Genomic DNA, 19,604 nt, shown 5'->3' with positions numbered 1-19,604 from the left:
GCGGCCACGCTAGTGCGGCGAGGTGATGGTCCGCGAGACCAGCGGGACACCCGGTCGGTAGGCGAGGTGGACCGCAGACGGCGCGTCGAGCACGGCCAGGTCGGCCCGCGCCCCGACGCGCAGGTGGCCGACGTCGTCGCGGCGCAGCGACGCCGCGCCGCCGAGCGTGGCGGCACGGAGCGCCTCGTACGGGGTCATGCCCATCTCGCGCACGGCGAGCGCGACGCAGAACGGGATCGACGAGGTGTAGCTGCTGCCCGGGTTGCAGTCGCTGGCGAGCGCGACGGTGACGCCGGCGTCGAGGAGGCGGCGGGCGTCCGGGTACGGGTGGCGGGTCGAGAACTCGACGCCCGGCAGCAGGCCCGCGACAGTCCCGGAGCCCGCGAGCGCGTCCACGTCGGCGTCGGTGAGGTAGGTGCAGTGGTCGACTGCCGCGGCCCCCAGCTCGCAGGCCAGCAGCACCCCGGGGCCGGACGCGAGCTGGCTGGCGTGGACGCGCAGGCCGAGACCGGCGTCGCGTCCGGCGGTGAGGATCGTGCGCGCCGCGTCGGCGTCGAACGCGCCGTCCTCGCAGAAGACGTCGATCCAGCGGGCGTGCGGGGCGCAGGCGTCGAGCATCGGCCCCGTGACCAGGGCGACGTAGTCCTCGGGCGTCGTGCCGTCGGGGACGACGTGGGCGCCGAGGAACGTCGTCTCGGACGTGACCTCAGAGGCGATGCGGAGCGACCGCTCCTCGTCGGCGACCGTCAGGCCGTACCCGCTCTTGACCTCGACCGTGGTCGTCCCCTGGCGGCGCATCTCGGCGACCAGGCGGCGCACGTTCGCCTCCAGCGCGTCGTCGGTCGCCTCGCGGGTGTCGGCGACCGTGGTGCGGATGCCGCCGGCGGCGTACGGCGTGCCGGTCATCCGCGCCTCGAACTCCGCGGCCCGGTCCCCCGCGAAGACGAGGTGGCTGTGCGCGTCGACGAAGCCGGGGACCACCGTCGCGCCGTCGACGTCCAGCACGTCGTCGGCGGCCGGAGCGTCCGCGGCGTCACCCACCCAGCGCACGACACCGTCGGCGACGACGAGGGCGGCGGCGTGCCGGACGGGCCGCTCGTCGTCCCAGGTGACGAGCTCCCCGATGCCGGTGACGAGCAGGGAGCCGCTGCTCACCGGCGCTCCCAGACCGCGTCGACCGCACGCCGCAGGCGCTCGGCGACCTCCGGGGCGTCGTACGGCAGGTCCTTCGGCGGCTCGACGTCGGCGGCGGTGGCGGCCCACAACGGCTCGGTCGTCCCGGCGAGACGGACGGAGTCGCGCAGGGTGGACGCGTCGGTATCGGCGAGGCCGGGGTCGAACCCGAGCGACGCGTAGCCGGTCCGCGTCGCCGCCTCGGTCAGCTCCTCCGCGCGCCACGTCCCGCGACGCCCGCTCACCAGCCGCTCGTGCATCTCCACCGCCCTCGCCTCGGCGAACAGGTCGATCACCGTGTTGCTGTCCGACCCGAGCGTGAGCCGGGCGCCGGCGTCGCGCAACCGCGCGGACGGGCCGACGCCGTCGGCGAGCTCGGCCTCGGTGGTCGGGCAGAAGCAGGCGTACGCCGTCGCGTCCCCGAGCGCGGTGATGTCGGCGTCGGTGAGGTGCGTGGCGTGGACCGCGGTCGTGCGCGGGGTCCAGGCGCCGGCGTCGGCGAGGAGCGCGACGGGCGTACGGCCGGTGGCGGCGAGGCAGTCCGCGTTCTCCTGCGGCTGCTCGGAGACGTGGACGTGCAGCGGCGCGTCGGGGAGTGCTCGGGCGACGGTGGCGAGCTGGTCGGGCGGCACGGCGCGCACCGAGTGGATCGCGGCGCCGACCACCACGTCGTCGGCTCCGGCGTGGCGTGCCGCGAGGTCGTGCACCCGCTGCGCCCAGGTCTCGGCGTCGCCGTCGGAGAAGCGGCGCTGGACACCGGAGAGGCTTGCGCTGGTCGAGCCCGTCGAGACCCCGAACCCCGCCGCGAGGTAGCAGGTGTCGAGCAGGCAGATCCGGAGACCGACCTCACGGGCGGCGGCGATCAGCGCCTCCCCCGTCGCGTTCGGGTCGTCGTACGGGGTGCCGTCCGGACCGTGGTGCAGGTAGTGGAACTCGCCGACCACGCCGATGCCGGCGAGCCGCATCTCCGCGTACGTCGCTACCGCGAGGTCGTGCAGGAGGTCCGGGTCGAGGACGCCCGCGACGGCGTACATCCGGCTCCGCCAGTCCCAGAAGGTCGCACCGCCGGCCTCCCTGCCGCGCAGGGCGCGGTGGAAGACGTGGCTGTGACAGTTCGCGAACCCGGGGAAGCCGCTCACGCGGCCGGTGGTCGAGTAGTCCGAGCCGCTGGGAGAGGAGTCCGAGCCGGTGGTCGAGTAGTCCGAGCCGGTGGTCGAGTAGTCCGAGCCGGTGGTCGAGGAGTCCGAGCCAGGGGTCGAGTAGTCCGAGCCGCTGGGCGAGGGCGTATCGAGACCACTCACGCGAGCTCCCGTACGACCCGGGCGAGCGCCTCCACGCCCGCGGCGCAGTCCGCGTCGTCGGCGTGCTCCTCGGGCGAGTGCGAGACGCCGGTCGGGTTGCGGACGAACAGCATCGCCGTCGGGACGAACGCGCTCAGCACCCCGGCGTCGTGGCCCGCACCGGTCGGGAGCAGCGGGGCGTCGAGCACGCCGGCGAGGCGTTCGCGCAGGGCGACGTCGAACGCGACGGCGGGGCTCGACGACTCGACGGCGACCTCGAGCCGGACCCGCGCCGCGGCCGCCGCCTCGCGGGCGTCCACGAGGATCCCGTCCAGGAGGCGGGCGAGCGCCGCGTCGTCGGACGCCCGTGCGTCGAGCCACCCGGAGACCCGGGAGGGGACGGCGTTGGCGCCGCCCGGCTGCACCGCGATGCGCCCGAACGTGGCGCGGGCGCCGGCGTCGGCGGCACGGGAGGTGGCGGCGACGACGCTGGCAGCGTACGCGGGCATCGGGTCGCGCCGGTCGTCCATCGGGGTGGTGCCGGCGTGGTCGGCGCGGCCCTCGAAGTCGAGCCGCCAGCGCCCGTGCGGCCAGATCGTCGTCGCCACACCGACCGGGTCACCGGAGTGGACCAGCGAGCGGCCCTGCTCGACGTGGAGCTCGACGAACGTGCCGACGCGTTCCAGCCACGCGCTGCGCCCGGCGGCACGCGGATCGCGTCCGCGCGCGGTCATCACCTCGGCGAGCGTGCGGCCGTCGGCGTCGGTCAGCGCGAGGGCGCGGTCCGGCGCGAGCGTCCCGGCGGCGAGCCGTGAGCCCGCGCACGCGACCCCGAAGCGCGCGCCCTCCTCGTCGGCGAAGCACGCCACCGCGATCGGGCGGGACGGGGTGAAGCCGTCGTCACGGAGCCGGTCCAGCGCGGCGAAGGCGGACACGACGCCGAGCGGACCGTCGTACGCTCCCCCGTCGGGCACCGAGTCGAGGTGGGACCCGAGCAGCAGCGCACCCCCGGTGGTCGAGTAGTCCGAGCCGCCCCCACCCCCGGTGGTCGAGTAGCCCGAGCCGCCCCCACCCCCGATGGTCGAGTAGCCCGAGCCGCTAGGCGAGGGCGTATCGAGACCCCCGGTCTCGATACGGACTCCGCTAGCGCTTCGTCCTACTCGACCACCAGAGGGCTCCCACCACCCCACCTGGTTCCCGTTGCCATCCTCCTCGTACGCCATCCCGCGCGCAGCCGCCTCGCCGGCGAACCACTCGCGCAGCTCCATGTCGGCGTCGTTCCACGCGAACCTGCGGTAGCCGCCCGTGCGCGGGTCGCGACCGATCCGCTCGATCGGGGCGAGGAGGTTCATCGCTCGTCCATCGGCACGCGCACGCCCCGCTCGTGCGCGACCTCGCGTGCCCGGTCGTACCCGGCGTCGACGTGCCGCATCACGCCCGTCCCCGGGTCGTTCGTGAGGACGCGCGCGATCTTCTCGGCGGCGAGGTCCGTCCCGTCGGCGACGATCACCTGACCGGCGTGGATCGACCGCCCGATGCCCACGCCTCCGCCGTGGTGCAGCGACACCCAGGTCGCCCCCGAGGCGGTGTTGAGCAGGGCGTTGAGCAGCGGCCAGTCCGCGATCGCGTCGGAGCCGTCGGCCATCGCCTCGGTCTCGCGGTACGGCGAGGCGACCGATCCGGAGTCGAGGTGGTCGCGTCCGATCACGACGGGAGCGCTGAGCTCGCCCGACGCCACCATCTCGTTGAACCGGAGCCCGGCGCGGTGCCGCTCGCCGTACCCGAGCCAGCAGATCCGCGCGGGCAGACCCTCGAAGTGGACCTTCTCCCCCGCCTGCGTGATCCAGCGGCGCAGGTGCTCGTCCTCGGGGAACAGCTCGAGGATCGCGCGGTCGGTCGCCGCGATGTCGGCCGGGTCGCCGGACAGCGCCGCCCAGCGGAACGGGCCCTTGCCCTCGCAGAACAGCGGGCGGATGTAGGCCGGGACGAAGCCCGGGAAGGCGAACGCGCGGTCGTACCCGCCGAGCCGTGCCTCCTCGCGGATCGAGTTGCCGTAGTCGAACACCTCGGCGCCCGCGTCCTGGAACCCGACCATGGCCTCGACGTGCTGGGCCATCGACGCCCGGGCGCGCTCGGTGAAGGCCTCGGGGTCGCGCTGCGCCTCGGCCTTCCAGTCCGCGACGTCGATGCCCTCGGGGAGGTAGTTCAGCGGGTCGTGGGCGCTGGTCTGGTCGGTGACGATGTCGATCTCGACGCCGCGGCGCAGCAGCTCCGGGAAGACGGTCGCCGCGTTGCCGACCACGCCGACCGACAGCGCGCGGCGGTCCTTCTTGGCGGCGCGGGCGCGCTCGACGGCGTCGTCGAGGTCGGGCGTGTACTCGTCGAGGTAGCCGTGCTCGACCCGTCGTGCGAGCCGCGTCTCGTCGACGTCGACGATGAGCACCACGCCCTCGTTCATCGTGACCGCGAGCGGCTGCGCCCCGCCCATGCCGCCGCAGCCCGCGGTGAGCGTGAGCGTGCCCGCCAGGGTGCCGCCGAACCTCCTGGTCGCGACGGCGCCGAACGTCTCGTACGTGCCCTGGAGGATTCCCTGGGTGCCGATGTAGATCCACGAGCCGGCCGTCATCTGGCCGTACATCGTGAGCCCCTCGGCCTCCAGCCGGCGGAACTCGGCCCAGGTCGCCCAGTCGCCGACCAGGTTGGAGTTGGCGATGAGGACGCGCGGCGCCCAGGCGTGGGTGCGGAACACGCCGACGGGCTTGCCGGACTGGACCAGCAGCGTCTCGTCGTCGTCGAGCGTGCGCAGGGTGCGCACGATGGCGTCGTACGCGTCCCAGCTGCGGGCAGCGCGCCCGGTACCGCCGTACACGACGAGGTCCTCGGGGCGCTCGGCCACCTCGGGGTCGAGGTTGTTCATGAGCATCCGCAGCGGCGCCTCGGTCTGCCACGAGCGTGCGGTCAGCTCCGTGCCCCGCGGCGCCCGTACGGGTGGGTGCGTGGTCATCGTGGTGCCTCCTGTGCGGGTCCCGTCCCCGTTCTGAAGGGTTCGGGTTGGTTCTGGGTACGCAATTCCGACCGCAACCCTTCGAAACGCGGACGGAGCGTGTGGGTACGGACGAGGGTGACCGCCGACTCGATCTCGGGGGCGAGGAAGCGGTCGGGGCCGGGGCCGGGGACGTGCTCGCGGAGGGTACGCAGCGCCGCGCCGGTCATCGGTGCCGGCGCGAGCGGCGCACGGAGGTCGATGCCGCGCGCGGCGACCATCACCTCGATCGCCAGGACCCGCCCGAGGGCGTCCAGCGACCGGCGGAGCTTGCGGGCCGCGGACCAGCCCATCGACACGTGGTCCTCCTGCATCGCGCTCGACGGGATCGAGTCGACGCTGGCCGGGACCGCGAGGCGCTTGAGCTCGGAGACCAGGGCGGCCTGGGTGTACTGCGCGATCATCGCGCCGGAGTCCACCCCCGGGTCGTCGGCGAGGAACGGCGGCAGGCCCCGGTTGCGCGCCACGTCGAGGAACCGGTCCGTACGACGCTCGCTGATGCCGGCGACGTCCGCGACCGCGATCGCCAGGAAGTCCAGGACGTACGCCAGCGGCGCACCGTGGAAGTTGCCGTGCGACGAGACCCGCCCGTCCGCGAGCACCGACGGGTTGTCGATCGCGGAGGCGAGCTCCCGAGCCGCGACCTGGGCCGCATGGTCGAGCGTGTCGCGGGCGGCGCCGTGGACCTGGGGCGTGCAGCGCAGCGAGTACGCGTCCTGGACCACCCCGTCGCCGTAGCGGTGGCTCGCGACGATCTCCGACCCGGCGAGCAGCGCCCGCAGGTGCGCGGCGGACGTCGCCTGGCCGGGGTGTGGCCGTAGGGCCATCAGCTCCTCGGTGAAGACCTGGTCCGTCCCGAGCTGGCCCTCGATGCTCATCGCCGCGGCCAGGTCGGCGGTGTCGAGCAGGCCGCGCAGGTCGTGCAGCGCCAGGACGAGCATGCCGAGCATCCCGTCGGTGCCGTTGATGAGCGCGAGGCCCTCCTTCTCCGCGAGGACGACCGGGGTGATGCCGTGGTCGCGGAGCGCGTCGGCCGCAGGGCGTACGACGCCGTTCTCCTCCACGACCTCGCCCTCCCCCATGACGGCCAGCGCGCAGTGGGCGAGCGGGGCGAGGTCGCCGGAGCACCCGAGGCTGCCGAACTCGCGGACCACCGGGGTCAGGCCGGCGTTGAGCAGGGCGGCGTACGCCTCCGCGGTCTCGAGCCGGACCCCGCTGTGCCCGCTGGCCATCGTCGAGAGGCGCAGCAGCATCAGCGCGCGGACGACCTCGTCCTCGACCCGGGGGCCGGTGCCGGCGGCGTGGGACCGGATCAGGCTGCGCTGGAGCTGGGTGCGCTGCTCGGCGGGGATGTGGCGGGTGGCGAGAGCGCCGAAGCCGGTCGAGACGCCGTACACGGGCTCGTCCGACGCGGCCAGCGCTTCGACGTGCGTGCGGGCGGTCTTGATCGCGGTGCGGGCGTCCTCGGACAGCGCGATCCGGGCTCGGTCGCGCGCGACGGCGACGACCTCGGCGGGCGCGAGCGGTCCGGGACCGACGATGACGGTGTGCATGGGTCCATTGCACGGCCGTACGAGGGGGCGCCGCTACGCCGTCGCGTGCAGTGCCGTCTCGGATCCGAGACACTGGCGCCATGGCCCGACCCGTGCCCGCCGCGACCGCGACGCTGCGCGCGCTGCGGTTCCTCTCCGGCCAGCCCGTACCGGTGCCGGCCAGCCGCATCGCCGCGGAGATCGGGCTGCCACGGTCGTCGACGTACCACCTGCTCGCCGCCATGGCGGAGGAGGACTTCGTCGTCCACTACCCCGACGACCGCACGTGGGGACTCGGCGTCGGCGCGTGGGAGGTGGGGCTGGCGTTCGCCCAGCAGGAGCCCCTCGCCCGGCTCGCCCGTGTCCCCCTGGCCCGGCTCGTCGACACGCTCGGCCAGTCCGCGCACCTGGCGGTGCTGCACGGCGCCGACGTCCTCTACGTCCTCGAGGAGCGCGCGCGAGGCCGTCCGTCGCTCGTCACCGACGTGGGGGTACGGCTCCCGGCGCACCTGACCGCGTCCGGGCGCGCGATCCTGTCGACGCTGCCCCGCCCGCAGGTCCGCGCCCTCTACCCCACGGCGTCCGCCTTCGTCACCCGCACCGACCTCGGTCCGAGCACCCCGACGCAGCTGCGCGACCTCCTCGGCGAGACGCGGCGACGCGGCCATGCGACGGAGGACGGCGAGGTGACGCCGGGGTTCCGGTCGGTCGCCGTCCCGCTCTCGGCCCCGGCCGTCCACGCCGCGGTCGCCGTGACCTGGGAGTCGGGCGCGGACCTCGCGGAGGACGCCGTCGTGGACGCCGTACGGAGCACCGCGGCGACCCTCGACCGACGCCTGCGCGGACGCTGAGAGAGGCTTCCCGCACGTCGGACCCGGGGTGTCAGAGGCAGCCGCCATCCTCGTCCGCATGACTCCTGCGCCCGCCCCGATCCTGGCCGACTTCCTCGCCGACGTGCAGCGCGACCGGACCGCGCGCACGCAACGCGCCTACGCCGACGTCGTGCAGCACCTCCAGCGTTATCTCGACACCGCCGACATGTGCCGCCACCTGGGGACCTACGGAGGCACGCTGCTCACCCAGGAGCGGGAGATCAGTGGTGCGGCCGGCTCGTTCTTCCGCCTGTTCGGGCCCGGCGAGCTGATCTTCTGCCTGCCAGGGTTCCTCGAGGAGCCGTGGCTGCTGACGACGCCGCAGCCACGGTCCCACCTCGCGCTCACCGACCGGCTGCTGCGGTGGCTCGACCGTCGGGGCGTCGTCGGCGCCGACTACCGCTGCGCCTGGTACGAGGCCGGCGCCGCGGTCCGGCAGGCGCGACAGGAGGCGCGCCGCGCCGCGCCGTGACCTACTGCCCCGTCCGGCCGTCGATGCACTCGCGGAGGAGGTCCGCGTGACCGGCGTGCCTCGCGTACTCCTCGATCATGTGGACCATCACCTCCCGCAGCGAGACCGGGTCGTGCGCGGTGCTCCGCGAGAGCGCCCCGAGGTCGTCGGTCGCGTCGACGAGCCGTTCGGCGTACGCGATCTCGTCCTCCCACCGCCGCCAGGCGTCGGCCACGACCTCGTCGTCGGCGACGGCACCGTTGAAGTCGGCGTCGCGGTCCTCGGCGGTGCGGTAGTGGCGCGTCACGTCCTCCCCTGCCATCACCTGCCGGAACCAGGTGCGCTCCACGTCGGCGAGGTGGCGGACGAGACCGAGCAGCGACATCGTGGACGGCGGCACCGACCGACGCGCCATCTGCTCGGCGTCCAGCCCGTCGCACTTCATGCGCAGCGTCAGGCGATAGACCTTGAGATAGTCGAGGAGGATCGCCCGCTCACCCACCAGGCGCTCGTCCGAGTCTCGAGGGTCGTCCGCAGGGTCGACCCACATGTCCGGGAACTGTCGTCCGCTCATGCCGGGCAGTCTTCAGCCGCCACCGGCTACTCGTCCACCCAGAACCCGCGCCCGCCGAACCACCCTCCGTAGGACCCTCCGCCGTACGACGAGCTTCCGCGCGAGCCGAGATAGCTGTCGACGACGGCGACGCCGAGGTCCTCGAGCTCCGGCGCGACGACCCGTCCGTCGACGCGGCGCGCCATCTGCTCGATGAAGCGCGCGAGACCCGGGTCCTCGCCGAGCCGGAAGAACGTCGTCTGCGCGCCGAGCCGCCCGACCTCGTCGAGCGCCTTGACGGTGAACGCGACCGTCCGCGGGGCGGGCGGGTAGGTGAAGAACACCTCGCCGTCCTGCTCCAGGTGCGACGTGGGCTCACCGTCGGTGACGACCAGCAGCACGGGCTGCGCGTTGGGGTGCTTGCGGAAGTGGCGGTGCGCGAGCAGCAGGGCGTGGTGGAGGTTGGTCCCCTTGTCCCACTTCGCGTCGAGCGCGGTGAGCTGGTCGATCTCCATGACCTCGGCGTACGGGCCGAACCCGATCAGCTGGAGGTGGTCTCCGCGGAACCGGCTCTGGATCAGCGTGTGCAGGGCGAGCGCCGTGCGCTTCATCGGCACCCAGCGGCCGTCCATCGCCATCGAGAACGAGGTGTCGACCAGCAGCGCGACCGCCGCCTGCGTGCGCGCCTCGGTCTCGCTGACCTCGACATCGCGGATGTCGATGCGGACTCCCCGGCGGGGATCGCCGCCCTCCGACACCGTCCGGGACACCGCGTTGGTGACCGTGCGGGTGACGTCCCACGGCTCGGTGTCGCCGAACGCCCACTCGCGCGTCGCGCCGGACATCTCCCCGGCCGCACCGGCCCGTCGTACGTCGCGCGCACCCTGGCGGCCAGACATCCGCTCGGCGACGTCGCGCAGGAGCGACTTGCCGAGCTGACGGATGGCCTTCGGTGAGAGCCGCAGCGTGCCGTCCGTCCCGCGCTTGAGGGCACCGCTGTCGCGCAGGGCCCGCTCGAGCTCGGTGAGCGTGCGGGCGTCCACGGCGGCGTCCTCGCCGAGGTGCCGCTCGAGCTTGTCGATGTCGATGTCGCTCATCCGCGCCCCGGGATAGGCCTGCGAGAGCTGCTCGCCGAGCGCGTCGAGGTCCGCAAGCTCCTGGAGCACACCGGTGCCGTCGCCGAGACCGAGGCCCTGCTCGCCGTCGAAGCGCTCCGACCCGCCCCAGTCCTCGCCGGGCCGCAGGGCCTGGAGGTTCTGGTCGAGCTGGCCGAGCGCCTCCTGGAGGTCGGCACTGCCGAAGGCCTGCGCCGACAGCTCCATGAGCTCGTCGCGCTGCTCCTGGGTCATCGAGTTGAGCATCCGCTGCGCGGCGGCGGAGCGGGCCGCGAGCGCGTCGATCAGCTCGTCGACCGTCTCCGGGTTCTCCGGGAAGAACTCGCCGTGCTTGTCCATGAAGTCGCGGAACTGCTCCTCGGTGTCCTCACCGCGGCGGTGCGCGGACAGCAGGTCGTTGAGGTCGGACAGCATCTCCGAGACGCGGGCGCGGTCCTCGTCCGTCGCGTTCTCCAGCGCCTGCTTCATGCCGGCGAAGCGCTGGTCGAGCATCTCGCGCCCGAGGAGGTCCTTGATGCGCTCGTAGTCCTCACGCGCCTGCGGGCTCCGCCACGGGTAGTCCGACAGCTCCGAGACGGCCGCCGCGGTCGACGAGGGCAGGTCCTGGATCCGCATCTCCGCGAACCGCGCGTCGTCGTCCAGGTCGCGCGCGAGCTGCTTGCGCTCCTCAAGCACGGCCCGGTCCAGGAGCTCGCGCGCCTCGCGGAGCGTCCCGTCGAGGTCGTGACGCTTCAGCAGGTCACGGCGCCGCTGCGCCACGCGTCGCGCGAGGTCGTCGAGGCCGGCCTGCCCGCTGGTGCCGCGACGCAGGACCTCCCGCATCGCGTGCTCCGGCGAGTAGCCGGACATGACGTCCTCGCCGATCGCGTCGAGCGCCTCGCCGAGGTCGACCGGCGGTGCGAGGGGGTCACCCCCGGCGTACCGGCCGTACCTGCTGTCGCGCCTGCTCATCCGTAGACCGTCTCGCCGCCGCCGGAGTCCTTGCCGATCCGGCGGGCCAGGAACAGACCCTCCAGGGCCAGCTCGATGGCGCTCGCGCGCTCGCCGTCGTCGGCGGCGCCGAGGCGGTCCATCACCTCGTCGTACAGCTCCGACTCCCCGAGCACCGGAAGCCCTGCCAGCACGTCGGACGCCGCGACCTGCTCGCCGGTCATCACCGTCGCACCGGACGCGAACGCCTCCACCAGCAGCGCGAAGTCGATCCCGCGGAGCCGGTGGCGTACGGTCTCGGCCGTCGCGGTGCGCAGGACGTGCTCGAGGATCTCGCGCTCACGTCCCTCCTCGCCGGTCTCGAACTCGATCTTGCCGCCGAGCACGTCCACCGCGGTCTCGAGGTCGACGACCCGGGCCACGGCGTGCGGCTCGCCCTGGATCGTCGCCCGGTGCAGCGCCGCTGCGGCGACGGTCTCGGCCCCCGCGATCGAGAACCGGGCCGACACGCCGGAGCGCTGGTCGACCGCGTTGGACTCGCGCAGCGCCCGCGTGAAGCGGGCCAGGATCTCGAGCAGGAAGTCCGGCACCGTCGCGACGAGGTGCGCCTCCTGCTTGATGACGGCGATCTCGTCCTCGAGCTCGAGCGGGTAGTGGGTACGGATCTCGGCGCCGAAGCGGTCCTTCAGCGGCGTGATGATCCGCCCGCGGTTCGTGTAGTCCTCGGGGTTCGCGGTGGCGAGGACGAGCACGTCGAGCGGGAGCCGCAGCACGTAGCCGCGGATCTGGACGTCGCGCTCCTCCATCACGTTGAGCATCGCGACCTGGATGCGCTCGGCGAGGTCGGGCAGCTCGTTGATCGCGACGACCCCGCGGTGCGAACGCGGCACCAGGCCGAAGTGGATCGTCTCCGGGTCACCGAGCGAGCGGCCCTCGGCGACCTTCATCGGATCGACGTCGCCGATCAGGTCGGCCACGCTGGTGTCCGGCGTCGCGAGCTTCTCGGCGTACCGCTCGTCGCGGTGGCGCCACGCGACCGGCAGCGCGTCGCCGAGCTCGGCCGCGCGCCGACGGGAGGCGGGCGTGATCGGCTCGTACGGGTGCTCGCCGAGCTCGGACCCGGCGATCACCGGCGTCCACTCGTCGAGGAGGCCCACGAGCGTACGCAGCAGGCGGGTCTTGCCCTGGCCGCGCTCGCCGAGCAGGACGACGTCGTGGCCGGCGATCAGCGCCCGTTCGAGCTGGGGGATGACCGTGTCGTCGAGGCCGTGCAGGCCGGGCCACGGGTCGCGCCCCTCGGCGAGGGCGGTGAGGAGGTTGTCGCGGACCTCCTGGCGGACGGACTTCTGGACGTGGCCGGAGGCGCGCAGCTCGCCGACCGTGGAGGGAGCGTCGTTCACGCTTCCACGCTAGTCCGGCACTCCCCGCAACACCGACGACCGTTCGCTGACGGCGGACAGGCTCGGGCGCGACAACCCTGCGAACAAAACGGACATTCCGTGACACCGCGAGCCCGTAATGTCCCGGGAAGCATCGACCGGGGGGAAGATCATGGGCACGTCACGGGCAGTCTGGGCAGCGGCATCGGCCGTGGTGCTGGGAGCGGGGAGCATCGTCGCGATCGGCTCCAGCGCGACCGCCGCACCGGCCGACGACCCGGTTCGGGTCGTCGTCGCGCTGGAGCAGCGCAACGACGCGGCCGGGGTCGCCGAGGACACCGACGCCGAGGTGGTCCGCACGATGAGCCGCCTGCCGGTGGCCGTGCTGGAGGTGCCGGAGGGAGGGCTGGGACAGCTCGCCGCCCATCCCGACGTCGTGTCGGTCATGGAGGACGTGCCCGAGCGTCCGTCCCTCGCCTCGTCACTGCCGGTCATCAACGGCGACGACGTCCACGGCCTCGGCTTCGACGGGACCGGGGCGACCGTCGCGGTGCTGGACACCGGGATCGACGCCGACCACCCGTTCTACGGGACCGGAGGCGCGCGGATCGTGTCCGAGTTCTGCTCGTCGACGCCCGCCGCCTCCGACGAGGACAGCCTCTGCCCCGACGGCACGACCACCGACACGGATGCGGACGTCGACGGGCTCGCCGCATGCCTCAACGCGGCCAACGCCAACATCTGCGACCACGGGAGCCACGTCGCCGGCATCGCCGCCGGGAGCGCGGCCACCGACAGCGCGAACGCTCCCGGGGACGGCGTCGCGCCCGGCGCGCAGATCATCGCGATGCAGGTGTTCACCCGCTTCAACGACACCGACGACTGCGATCCGGACGGCGTGGGCGATCCGACTCCCTGCGTCCTGACCTATCCCAGCGACCAGATCAACGCGCTCAACCAGCTCATCGCCCTGGACGCCGCGAACCCGGGCTGGAACGTCGTGGCCGCGAACATGAGCCTGGGCGGCGGCAACAACGGGTCGGCCTGCGACGGCGACACCCGCAAGACGGCGATCGACGGACTCCTCGCGGCCGGTGTCGCGACGGTGATCTCCGCCGGCAACGACAGCCACCTCGACGCCACCGGCGCCCCTGGCTGCATCTCCACGGCGTTCACCGTCGGGTCGACCACCGACGCCGACGCGGTGTCGGGCTTCAGCAACCGAGGCGGCCTGCTGGACGTCTTCGCGCCGGGCAGCGGGATCGTGTCGTCAGAACCCGACGACACCTACGGCAGCAAGTCCGGGACCTCGATGGCGGCCCCGCACGTGACGGGCGCGCTGGCGGTGCTGCGCGAGGCCTACCCGACCCGTGCGGTCGGCGACCTCATGAACGACCTGCGGACCACCGGCGTCCCGATCACCTACGCGACGAACGCCGCGGGGACGACCACCGCCACCACGCCACGGATCGACCTGCTCGCCGCGCTGCGGGCCCCCAACGAGCCGCCGACCGTCACCGCCGACGCGGCCACCGTCAGCGCGCCCGAGGGCTCGGTGGTGACCAACTCGGGGACCTTCACCGATCCCGACGGGACGGTCGCCAGCCTGACCGCCTCCCGCGGCACGGTCACGATGGGGGCAGGGACGTGGACCTGGAGCGAGCAGACCAGCGACGGACCTGACTCGGCACCGGTGACGATCACGGCCACGGACGACAAGGGCGAGACGGGCGCGGTGACGTTCACGCGCGACGTCACGAACGTGGCGCCCACGGTGACCGTCGACCCGGACCAGGTCACCGCGACCGACGAGGGTGGGACGCTCACGGTCGAGGCGACGTTCACCGACCCCGGGTGGCCGGACAGCCATACGGCGACGGTCGACTTCGGCGCCGGCACCGGTGGCCCGAAGGCGGCGACGGTGACCGTCGACGCGCCGGGCGGCCCGGGAGCCCCGCGCCAGGGCACCATCACCGCGGACTTCCCGTACGGCGACAACGGCACCTACACGGTGACGGTGACGGTCACCGACGACGACGGCGGTGCCGGCCAGGCGTCGTTCCCGGTCACGGTCGCCAACCTCGCCCCGAGCGTCGCCATCGACGACGGTGACGCGGTCACGTTCCCGGGCGGGTCGTACGTCGTCACGGAGATCGGCGAGACGGTCACCGTGGAGGCCGACGGCTCCGACCCGGGCTCGGACGACCTCACCTTCACCTGGGACGACGGCACCGGGCCGACGAGCACCACGTTCTTCAACGACGGCGCCGCGCCGGAGCCCGACGAGCCGCCGACGCCGACGCCGCTGGGCACCTTCCCGTTCCTCGCCAGCGACGACGCGGACGTCGCCGAGGACGTCCCTGGTGTCGTCGACCTCGTTCTAGCGCTCGACGACGACGACGGCGGTACGGCGTCGGACGACGTGGGCATCATCGTGACCGGTGACGCCACCGCGACACAGGGACCGGGCTGGTGGAAGCACCAGTACAGCGGCAAGGGCAAGCCTCACGTCGACCCGGCCTTCTCCGCGGGCTACCTCGAGATCGTGGACGCCGTGTCCAGCGTGTTCTCGGAGGACACGTCGGCACTCACGCCCGCCGAGGCGCACGCCGTGCTGCAGCCGACGGGAGGCGACCGGCGCGACCGCGCACGCGCCGACCTGCTCCTCGCGTGGCTGGAGCTCGCGAGCGGCGCGGTTCCGTGGGACGGAACCGTCCCGCTGGGGGGCAACCAGGGCTCCGTCGGCTTCCTCCCCCTGATGTTCGAGGCGGAGGAGACGATCCTCGACCCCTCGGCCACGAACGCCGAGCTGCAGGACGTGTCGAAGGACCTCTCACGCGTGCGGCACGCCCAGTGACGGGAGCCTGAGGACGGGCGCTCCCCGGCCGGGACGCAAGAACCAGCCCTCCCGCCGGACGGTCGTCGTACGGTCGGACCATGTCCGAGGACAGGATGGTCGCGCTGCTGCAGGACGGCCTCGCCCGGCACGGCGTGGACGACACGATCGTCGTGGCGGGCCAGTTCCAGCCGCGCGGCACGTCCGGAGCGTGGTTCGCCGGCGGGATGATCGGCGACAGCGTGGGCGGTGAGCTCGGCAAGGTGGGGTCCGCCGTCGGCGGCGTCGCCGGGATGTGGGGCGGCGCGGAGGCAGCGTCGCGGGCGTCCGGGCTCCCGCAGTCGATGCTGGTCGGAGCATCACGCAGCACCGTCTACGGGATGCACGCGAAGACCCGTCACACCGAGCCCGACCAGCTCCTGTTCGCCGTGCCGCGCGACCGGCTGACCGCCGTGGTGCATCAGCGTGGCATGGTCCGCGTGCTGGAGCTCGTCGAGGAGGAGACCGGGTCGCGGATCGAGCTGGAGGGCAGCCGGATCCCCCTCACGCACTCCAAGGACGTGATGGATGCCCTGACCACGGCGCAGGAGGACGCCCCGGGATGACCGGGGGCGCCGCTGGTCACCCCTGCGGCAGCACCTCGGTCATCACGCGGAGCACGTTGCCGCCCATCACGGCCGCGATGTCCTCGTCGCTGAAGCCGCGATCGACGAGCTCCTGGGTGACGACGGCGATGTCGGAGGTGTCCCAGCGCGTGACGACGGACCCGTCGAAGTCGCTGCCGAGCCCGACGTGCTCGATGCCGACCAGGTCGCGGACGTGGACGATCGCGTCGACGACGGCCTCGGCACTGGTGTCGCAGACCGCGCCCTCGAAATAGGCGATCCCGACCACGCCTCCGGTCGCCGCGACACCGCGGACCTCGTCGTCGGTCAGGTTGCGGTTGACCTCGCACGTCGCCTGGACGCCGCCGTGGCTCGAGACGACCGGCTTGGTCGCCCGCTCGAGCATCTCCGCGACCGCGGCGTGGCTCGCGTGCGCGACGTCGACGATCATCCCGAGCCGCTCCATCTCGTCGAACACCTCGCGCCCGAGGTCGGTGAGCCCGGCCTTCTCCTCACCGTGCATCGAGCCCGAGACCTCGTTGTCGAAGAAGTGCGTGAAGCCCGCCATCCGGTAGCCCGCGTCGTACAGCGCCTTCAGGTTCGAGGCGTCGCCCTCGAGCGGCTGCAGGCCCTCGAGCGACAGCAGCGAACCCGTGACGTCCTTGCCCGCGGCCCGGTCCTCGAGCAGCGTGGTCAGGTCGCTGCTCGTCCGCACGATCCGGAGCGTCCCGTCGGAGTCCTTCGCGGCGTCGTCGAGCTTCTCGGCGTGGTAGAGCGAGCGCTCGAGCAGCGACGACCAGGTCCGCGGCGGCTGCAGCTGGACGAAGGTCAGCAACGTGATGTTGTCGGTCTCGTCGCTGTTGGAGTCGAAGTTCTGCCCCTTCGGCGACTTGCTCACCGAGGAGAAGACCTGGAGCGCGACGTTGCCGTCCTTCAGACGGGGCAGGTCGACGTGGCCGCGGTCGCTGCGGTCGAGCAGGTCGCGCTTCCACAGCAGCGTGTCGGAGTGCATGTCGGCGATCGCGAGCGACTCGTGCAGCGCGCGCGTCTCGTCGGTCACCTCGGGGAGCGGCCCGGACTCCACCTGGTTCATGCCCTTCTCGACGATCCCGGGCGCGGCGGCGAAGAACCCGACGACGGCGACGAGCAGGAGGGCGAGCAGGACGAGGAGCACGCGCTTGACGGTGACGACGCGGCGGCGCTCGACGGTGGGTGTCGACATGGAGTTCCTTCCGTGATGGCGGACACACCCTACCCGGCGGTAACCACGGCACCACCACCTGGTCCGGACCACCTCGGGCCGTACGCTGGGCCCGTGATCTCGCACCTCCTGCCGACGGCGGCCCGCGCGTGAGCGGCGGACTCGCAGCCCTCCTCGACGACATCGCGGCGCTCGCCAAGCTGGCGGCCGCCTCCGTCGACGACGTCGGCGCCGCCGCGGCCCGTGCGAGCACGAAGGCCGCCGGTGTCGTGGTCGACGACGCCGCCGTGACCCCGCGCTACGTGCACGGTCTCCGACCGGAGCGGGAGCTCGCGATCATCAAGAAGATCGCGATCGGCTCCTTGCGCAACAAGCTGGTCTTCATCCTCCCGGTGGCCCTGCTCCTGAGCCAGTTCGCACCGTGGCTGCTGACCCCGATCCTGATGGTCGGCGGCGGCTATCTCTGCTACGAGGGTGCGGAGAAGATCTGGGAGAAGGTCTCCGGGCACCACGCGCCCGAGGTGCCGTCGACGTCGAAGGGGGCCGACGAGGAGGGTCGCGTCGTCTCCGGGGCGATCCGCACCGACTTCATCCTGTCGGCCGAGATCATGGTCATCGCGCTCAACGAGGTGGCCGACGAGCCGCTGCTGTCGCGCGCGGTCATCCTCGCCGTCGTGGCGATCGGCATCACCGCGCTCGTGTACGGCGCGGTGGGGCTGATCGTGAAGATGGACGACATCGGTCTCTCGCTCGCCCAGCGCAGCTCGGCGGGCGCCCAGAAGGTCGGCCGGCTCCTCGTCCGCGCCATGCCGGTCGTGCTCTCCGTCCTCTCCGTCGTCGGCGTGGTCGCGATGCTCTGGGTCGGCGGGCACATCCTGCTCGTCGGCATCGACGAGCTCGGGTGGCACGTGCTGTACGACGCGGTGCACCACCTCGAGGAGGCCGTGCACGACGCGGTGCCTGCCATGGGCGGCGTCCTCCCGTGGATCGTCAACACCGCGGCGTCGGCGGTGTTCGGCCTCGTCGTCGGCGCGGTGGTCGTCGCCGTCATGCACCTCGTGCCACGCCGCCGCAAGCACTGACGACGCCCGGCGAGGCTGTCGTCAGCGCAATGCGCTGCCCGAGTGCGTGCAGACGGCCGGCTCGGCCGCCGGCGCCACCTCGGTCGAGTCGACGGCCGGCGCCGCCTCACCGCCCGACATTGGCGTACGCCGCGTGAGCGCGATCTCCATGCCCTGCGGCATCAGCGTCAGCCGCTCGTCGATGCGCAGCGCGTACGACGGGTCGCCGGCGAGGTCGTAGCGGTGCAGGATCCGCGCCAGCGCCATCGTCGCCTCGTGCAGCGCGAACTGGCGACCGATGCAGGCCCGCTCCCCCGTGCCGAACGGCTTGGCCGTGCTCGCGAGCCGGGGCTTGGGACGGTCGGGGTCGAAGTCGTCCGCCGTGTCGCCCCACACCGCCGGGTCGCGCTGGACGAGCGGCAGGAACACGAGCGCCCAGTCGTCCGGTGTCATCGTCCAGCGGCCGCCGAGGGTGGTCGTCTCGCGCGGGCTCCGGGCGTAGCCGGGCGCCGTCGGCCAGAGCCGCAGCGCCTCGTCGAGCACCTTGCGGACGTAGCGGAAGCGGGCGACCTGCTCGTACGAGGGACTCGCGTCGGGGTCGGCGCCGAGGATCGCGTCGGTCTCGGCCTGCGCCTTGGCGAGCGCCTCCGGGTGCCGCAGCAGGTAGTACAGCGCGAACGACAGGGCGCCCGACGTCGTCTCGTGGCCGGCGACGAGGAACGTGAGGATCTGGTAGCGGATGTTCTCGTCGCCCAGCCGCTCGCCGGTCTCGGGGTGCGCCTGCTCGAGCATGATGCCGAGCAGGTCGTCGCGGCCCGCGGTGACGCCCTGGCGCCGTGCGACGACGATGTCGTCGAGGAACTGGTTGACGTACGCCAGCTGGTCGGCGTGCTTGCGGTCGAGCCGCCGCTCGAGGATCCGCGCGCCGGGCAGCGCCATGATCACGCCCTTGCGTCGCCCGAGGGTCAGCGCGGTGACCATCCCCTCGACGAAGGGATGCACCTCGTCGGTCGTGAACGAGCCGAACGCCTGGCTGAACCCCGTACGCCCGATCGTCTCGAGCGTCAGGCGCGTCATGTCGGCGGAGGCGTCGACGCGGCCGGTGCCGGCGTCCCACACCGCGAACAGCTCGTCGAGCGTCTCGGCCATCACCGGGTGGTAGCGCTGCATGGCCTGCTTGGTGAACGCGGGCACGAGCAGGTCGTGGGCGAGCTGCCAGTTGGGCTCCTCGTTGTGCGCGGTGAACAGGCCGTCGCCCGCGATGCCGCGCAGCCCCTCGAGCGCCGGCGAGTTGGCCTTCACGAAGCGCTTCTCGTCGTTGAGCTCGGCCGCGAGCTCGGCGTCGGTGACGAAGACGAACTTCTGCCCGAAGACGATGATCTCGAAGATCGGTCCGAGGTCACGGTGGTGCTCGAGGATGTGCTGCACGGGGCGCTCGGGATCCATGCTGCCGGCGTCCTTCATCCAGCGTCGCCGTCCGGCAGGGTGCGGGAACGTGTGGCCGGACCAGGCGTTGCGCATCGGTAACTCCTTGTTGCACGTCGGTTCAACAAGATTGGCCCCGTTGCTGAAC

Annotated in this window: 15 protein-coding genes; 5 read left to right on the top strand and 10 right to left on the bottom strand. The window is 72.9% G+C overall.

Annotated elements, in window-relative coordinates; genetic code table 11:
* Positions 1 to 9: 9 nt before the first annotated feature.
* The 5 genes from hutI to hutH are packed head-to-tail and all read right to left on the bottom strand — an operon-like array spanning position 10 to position 7,049.
* Positions 10 to 1,155: an imidazolonepropionase gene (hutI, locus tag ACQSSQ_RS05465; protein ID WP_431326022.1), complete on the bottom strand. Its 1,146-nt coding sequence runs from the start codon at positions 1,153 to 1,155 to the stop codon at positions 10 to 12.
* Positions 1,152 to 2,474, bottom strand: a complete 1,323-nt coding sequence (locus ACQSSQ_RS05460; protein ID WP_431326021.1) for a formimidoylglutamate deiminase — start codon at positions 2,472 to 2,474, stop codon at positions 1,152 to 1,154. The genes hutI and ACQSSQ_RS05460 overlap by 4 nt, the downstream gene beginning before the upstream one ends.
* A complete protein-coding gene (locus ACQSSQ_RS05455) occupies positions 2,471 to 3,805 on the bottom strand; it encodes an allantoate amidohydrolase (RefSeq protein ID WP_431326020.1) in 1,335 nt (444 codons plus the stop codon). Before ACQSSQ_RS05455 ends, ACQSSQ_RS05460 begins: the two co-directional genes overlap by 4 nt.
* On the bottom strand, positions 3,802 to 5,457 hold the full coding sequence (gene hutU, locus ACQSSQ_RS05450; protein ID WP_431326019.1) for a urocanate hydratase: 1,656 nt from the start codon (positions 5,455 to 5,457) through the stop codon (positions 3,802 to 3,804). The genes ACQSSQ_RS05455 and hutU overlap by 4 nt, the downstream gene beginning before the upstream one ends.
* Positions 5,454 to 7,049: a histidine ammonia-lyase gene (gene hutH / locus ACQSSQ_RS05445; RefSeq protein WP_431326018.1), complete on the bottom strand. Its 1,596-nt coding sequence runs from the start codon at positions 7,047 to 7,049 to the stop codon at positions 5,454 to 5,456. Before hutH ends, hutU begins: the two co-directional genes overlap by 4 nt.
* Before the next feature lie 80 nt (positions 7,050 to 7,129).
* On the opposite strand from hutH, the gene ACQSSQ_RS05440 reads away from it, so the two are divergent.
* Together ACQSSQ_RS05440 and ACQSSQ_RS05435 are read left to right on the top strand one after the other, a co-directional pair.
* On the top strand, positions 7,130 to 7,879 hold the full coding sequence (locus ACQSSQ_RS05440; protein ID WP_431326017.1) for an IclR family transcriptional regulator: 750 nt from the start codon (positions 7,130 to 7,132) through the stop codon (positions 7,877 to 7,879).
* A gap of 58 nt (positions 7,880 to 7,937) precedes the next feature.
* The gene (locus ACQSSQ_RS05435; RefSeq protein ID WP_431326016.1) at positions 7,938 to 8,372 is read left to right on the top strand and encodes a hypothetical protein; all 435 of its coding nucleotides are present in this window, start codon (positions 7,938 to 7,940) and stop codon (positions 8,370 to 8,372) included.
* A 1-nt stretch (position 8,373) separates the two neighbouring features.
* Here ACQSSQ_RS05435 and ACQSSQ_RS05430 read toward each other — a convergent pair whose 3' ends face one another.
* Genes ACQSSQ_RS05430 through ACQSSQ_RS05420 form a run of 3 tightly spaced genes read right to left on the bottom strand, consistent with a single transcriptional unit; the run spans position 8,374 to position 12,349 of the window.
* Positions 8,374 to 8,925 carry a DinB family protein gene (locus tag ACQSSQ_RS05430; protein ID WP_431326015.1) on the bottom strand — a complete coding sequence of 184 codons (552 nt, stop codon included), beginning with the start codon at positions 8,923 to 8,925 and terminating at the stop codon, positions 8,374 to 8,376.
* A 26-nt stretch (positions 8,926 to 8,951) separates the two neighbouring features.
* Complete coding sequence (locus ACQSSQ_RS05425; RefSeq protein ID WP_431326014.1) at positions 8,952 to 10,970, bottom strand: VWA domain-containing protein; 2,019 nt, start codon at positions 10,968 to 10,970, stop codon at positions 8,952 to 8,954.
* Positions 10,967 to 12,349, bottom strand: coding sequence for a MoxR family ATPase (locus ACQSSQ_RS05420; RefSeq protein WP_431326013.1), 1,383 nt, complete (start codon positions 12,347 to 12,349; stop codon positions 10,967 to 10,969). Before ACQSSQ_RS05420 ends, ACQSSQ_RS05425 begins: the two co-directional genes overlap by 4 nt.
* Before the next feature lie 151 nt (positions 12,350 to 12,500).
* Here ACQSSQ_RS05420 and ACQSSQ_RS05415 point away from each other — a divergent pair, with 151 nt between their 5' ends.
* Both ACQSSQ_RS05415 and ACQSSQ_RS05410 read left to right on the top strand, forming a co-directional pair.
* The gene (locus tag ACQSSQ_RS05415) at positions 12,501 to 15,185 is read left to right on the top strand and encodes a S8 family peptidase (protein WP_431326012.1); all 2,685 of its coding nucleotides are present in this window, start codon (positions 12,501 to 12,503) and stop codon (positions 15,183 to 15,185) included.
* A gap of 80 nt (positions 15,186 to 15,265) precedes the next feature.
* A complete protein-coding gene (locus ACQSSQ_RS05410) occupies positions 15,266 to 15,769 on the top strand; it encodes a hypothetical protein (protein WP_431326011.1) in 504 nt (167 codons plus the stop codon).
* Between the two features lie 16 nt (positions 15,770 to 15,785).
* Here ACQSSQ_RS05410 and ACQSSQ_RS05405 read toward each other — a convergent pair whose 3' ends face one another.
* Positions 15,786 to 16,991, bottom strand: a complete 1,206-nt coding sequence (locus ACQSSQ_RS05405) for a dipeptidase (protein WP_431326010.1) — start codon at positions 16,989 to 16,991, stop codon at positions 15,786 to 15,788.
* A 128-nt stretch (positions 16,992 to 17,119) separates the two neighbouring features.
* On the opposite strand from ACQSSQ_RS05405, the gene ACQSSQ_RS05400 reads away from it, so the two are divergent.
* The gene (locus tag ACQSSQ_RS05400) at positions 17,120 to 18,052 is read left to right on the top strand and encodes a DUF808 domain-containing protein (RefSeq protein WP_431326009.1); all 933 of its coding nucleotides are present in this window, start codon (positions 17,120 to 17,122) and stop codon (positions 18,050 to 18,052) included.
* 21 nt (positions 18,053 to 18,073) lie between these two features.
* On the opposite strand, the gene ACQSSQ_RS05395 is transcribed toward ACQSSQ_RS05400, so the two are convergent.
* Positions 18,074 to 19,552, bottom strand: coding sequence for a cytochrome P450 (locus ACQSSQ_RS05395; RefSeq protein WP_431326008.1), 1,479 nt, complete (start codon positions 19,550 to 19,552; stop codon positions 18,074 to 18,076).
* Between the last annotated feature and the right edge of the window lie 52 nt (positions 19,553 to 19,604).

It is taken from the genome of Mumia spirodelae (assembly GCF_050632745.1).
In the GTDB taxonomy this organism is placed as follows: Bacteria; Actinomycetota; Actinomycetes; order Propionibacteriales; family Nocardioidaceae; genus Mumia.
The sequence above is the reverse complement of the archived record's forward strand: the minus strand, read 5'-3'. Positions and strand labels throughout refer to the sequence as shown.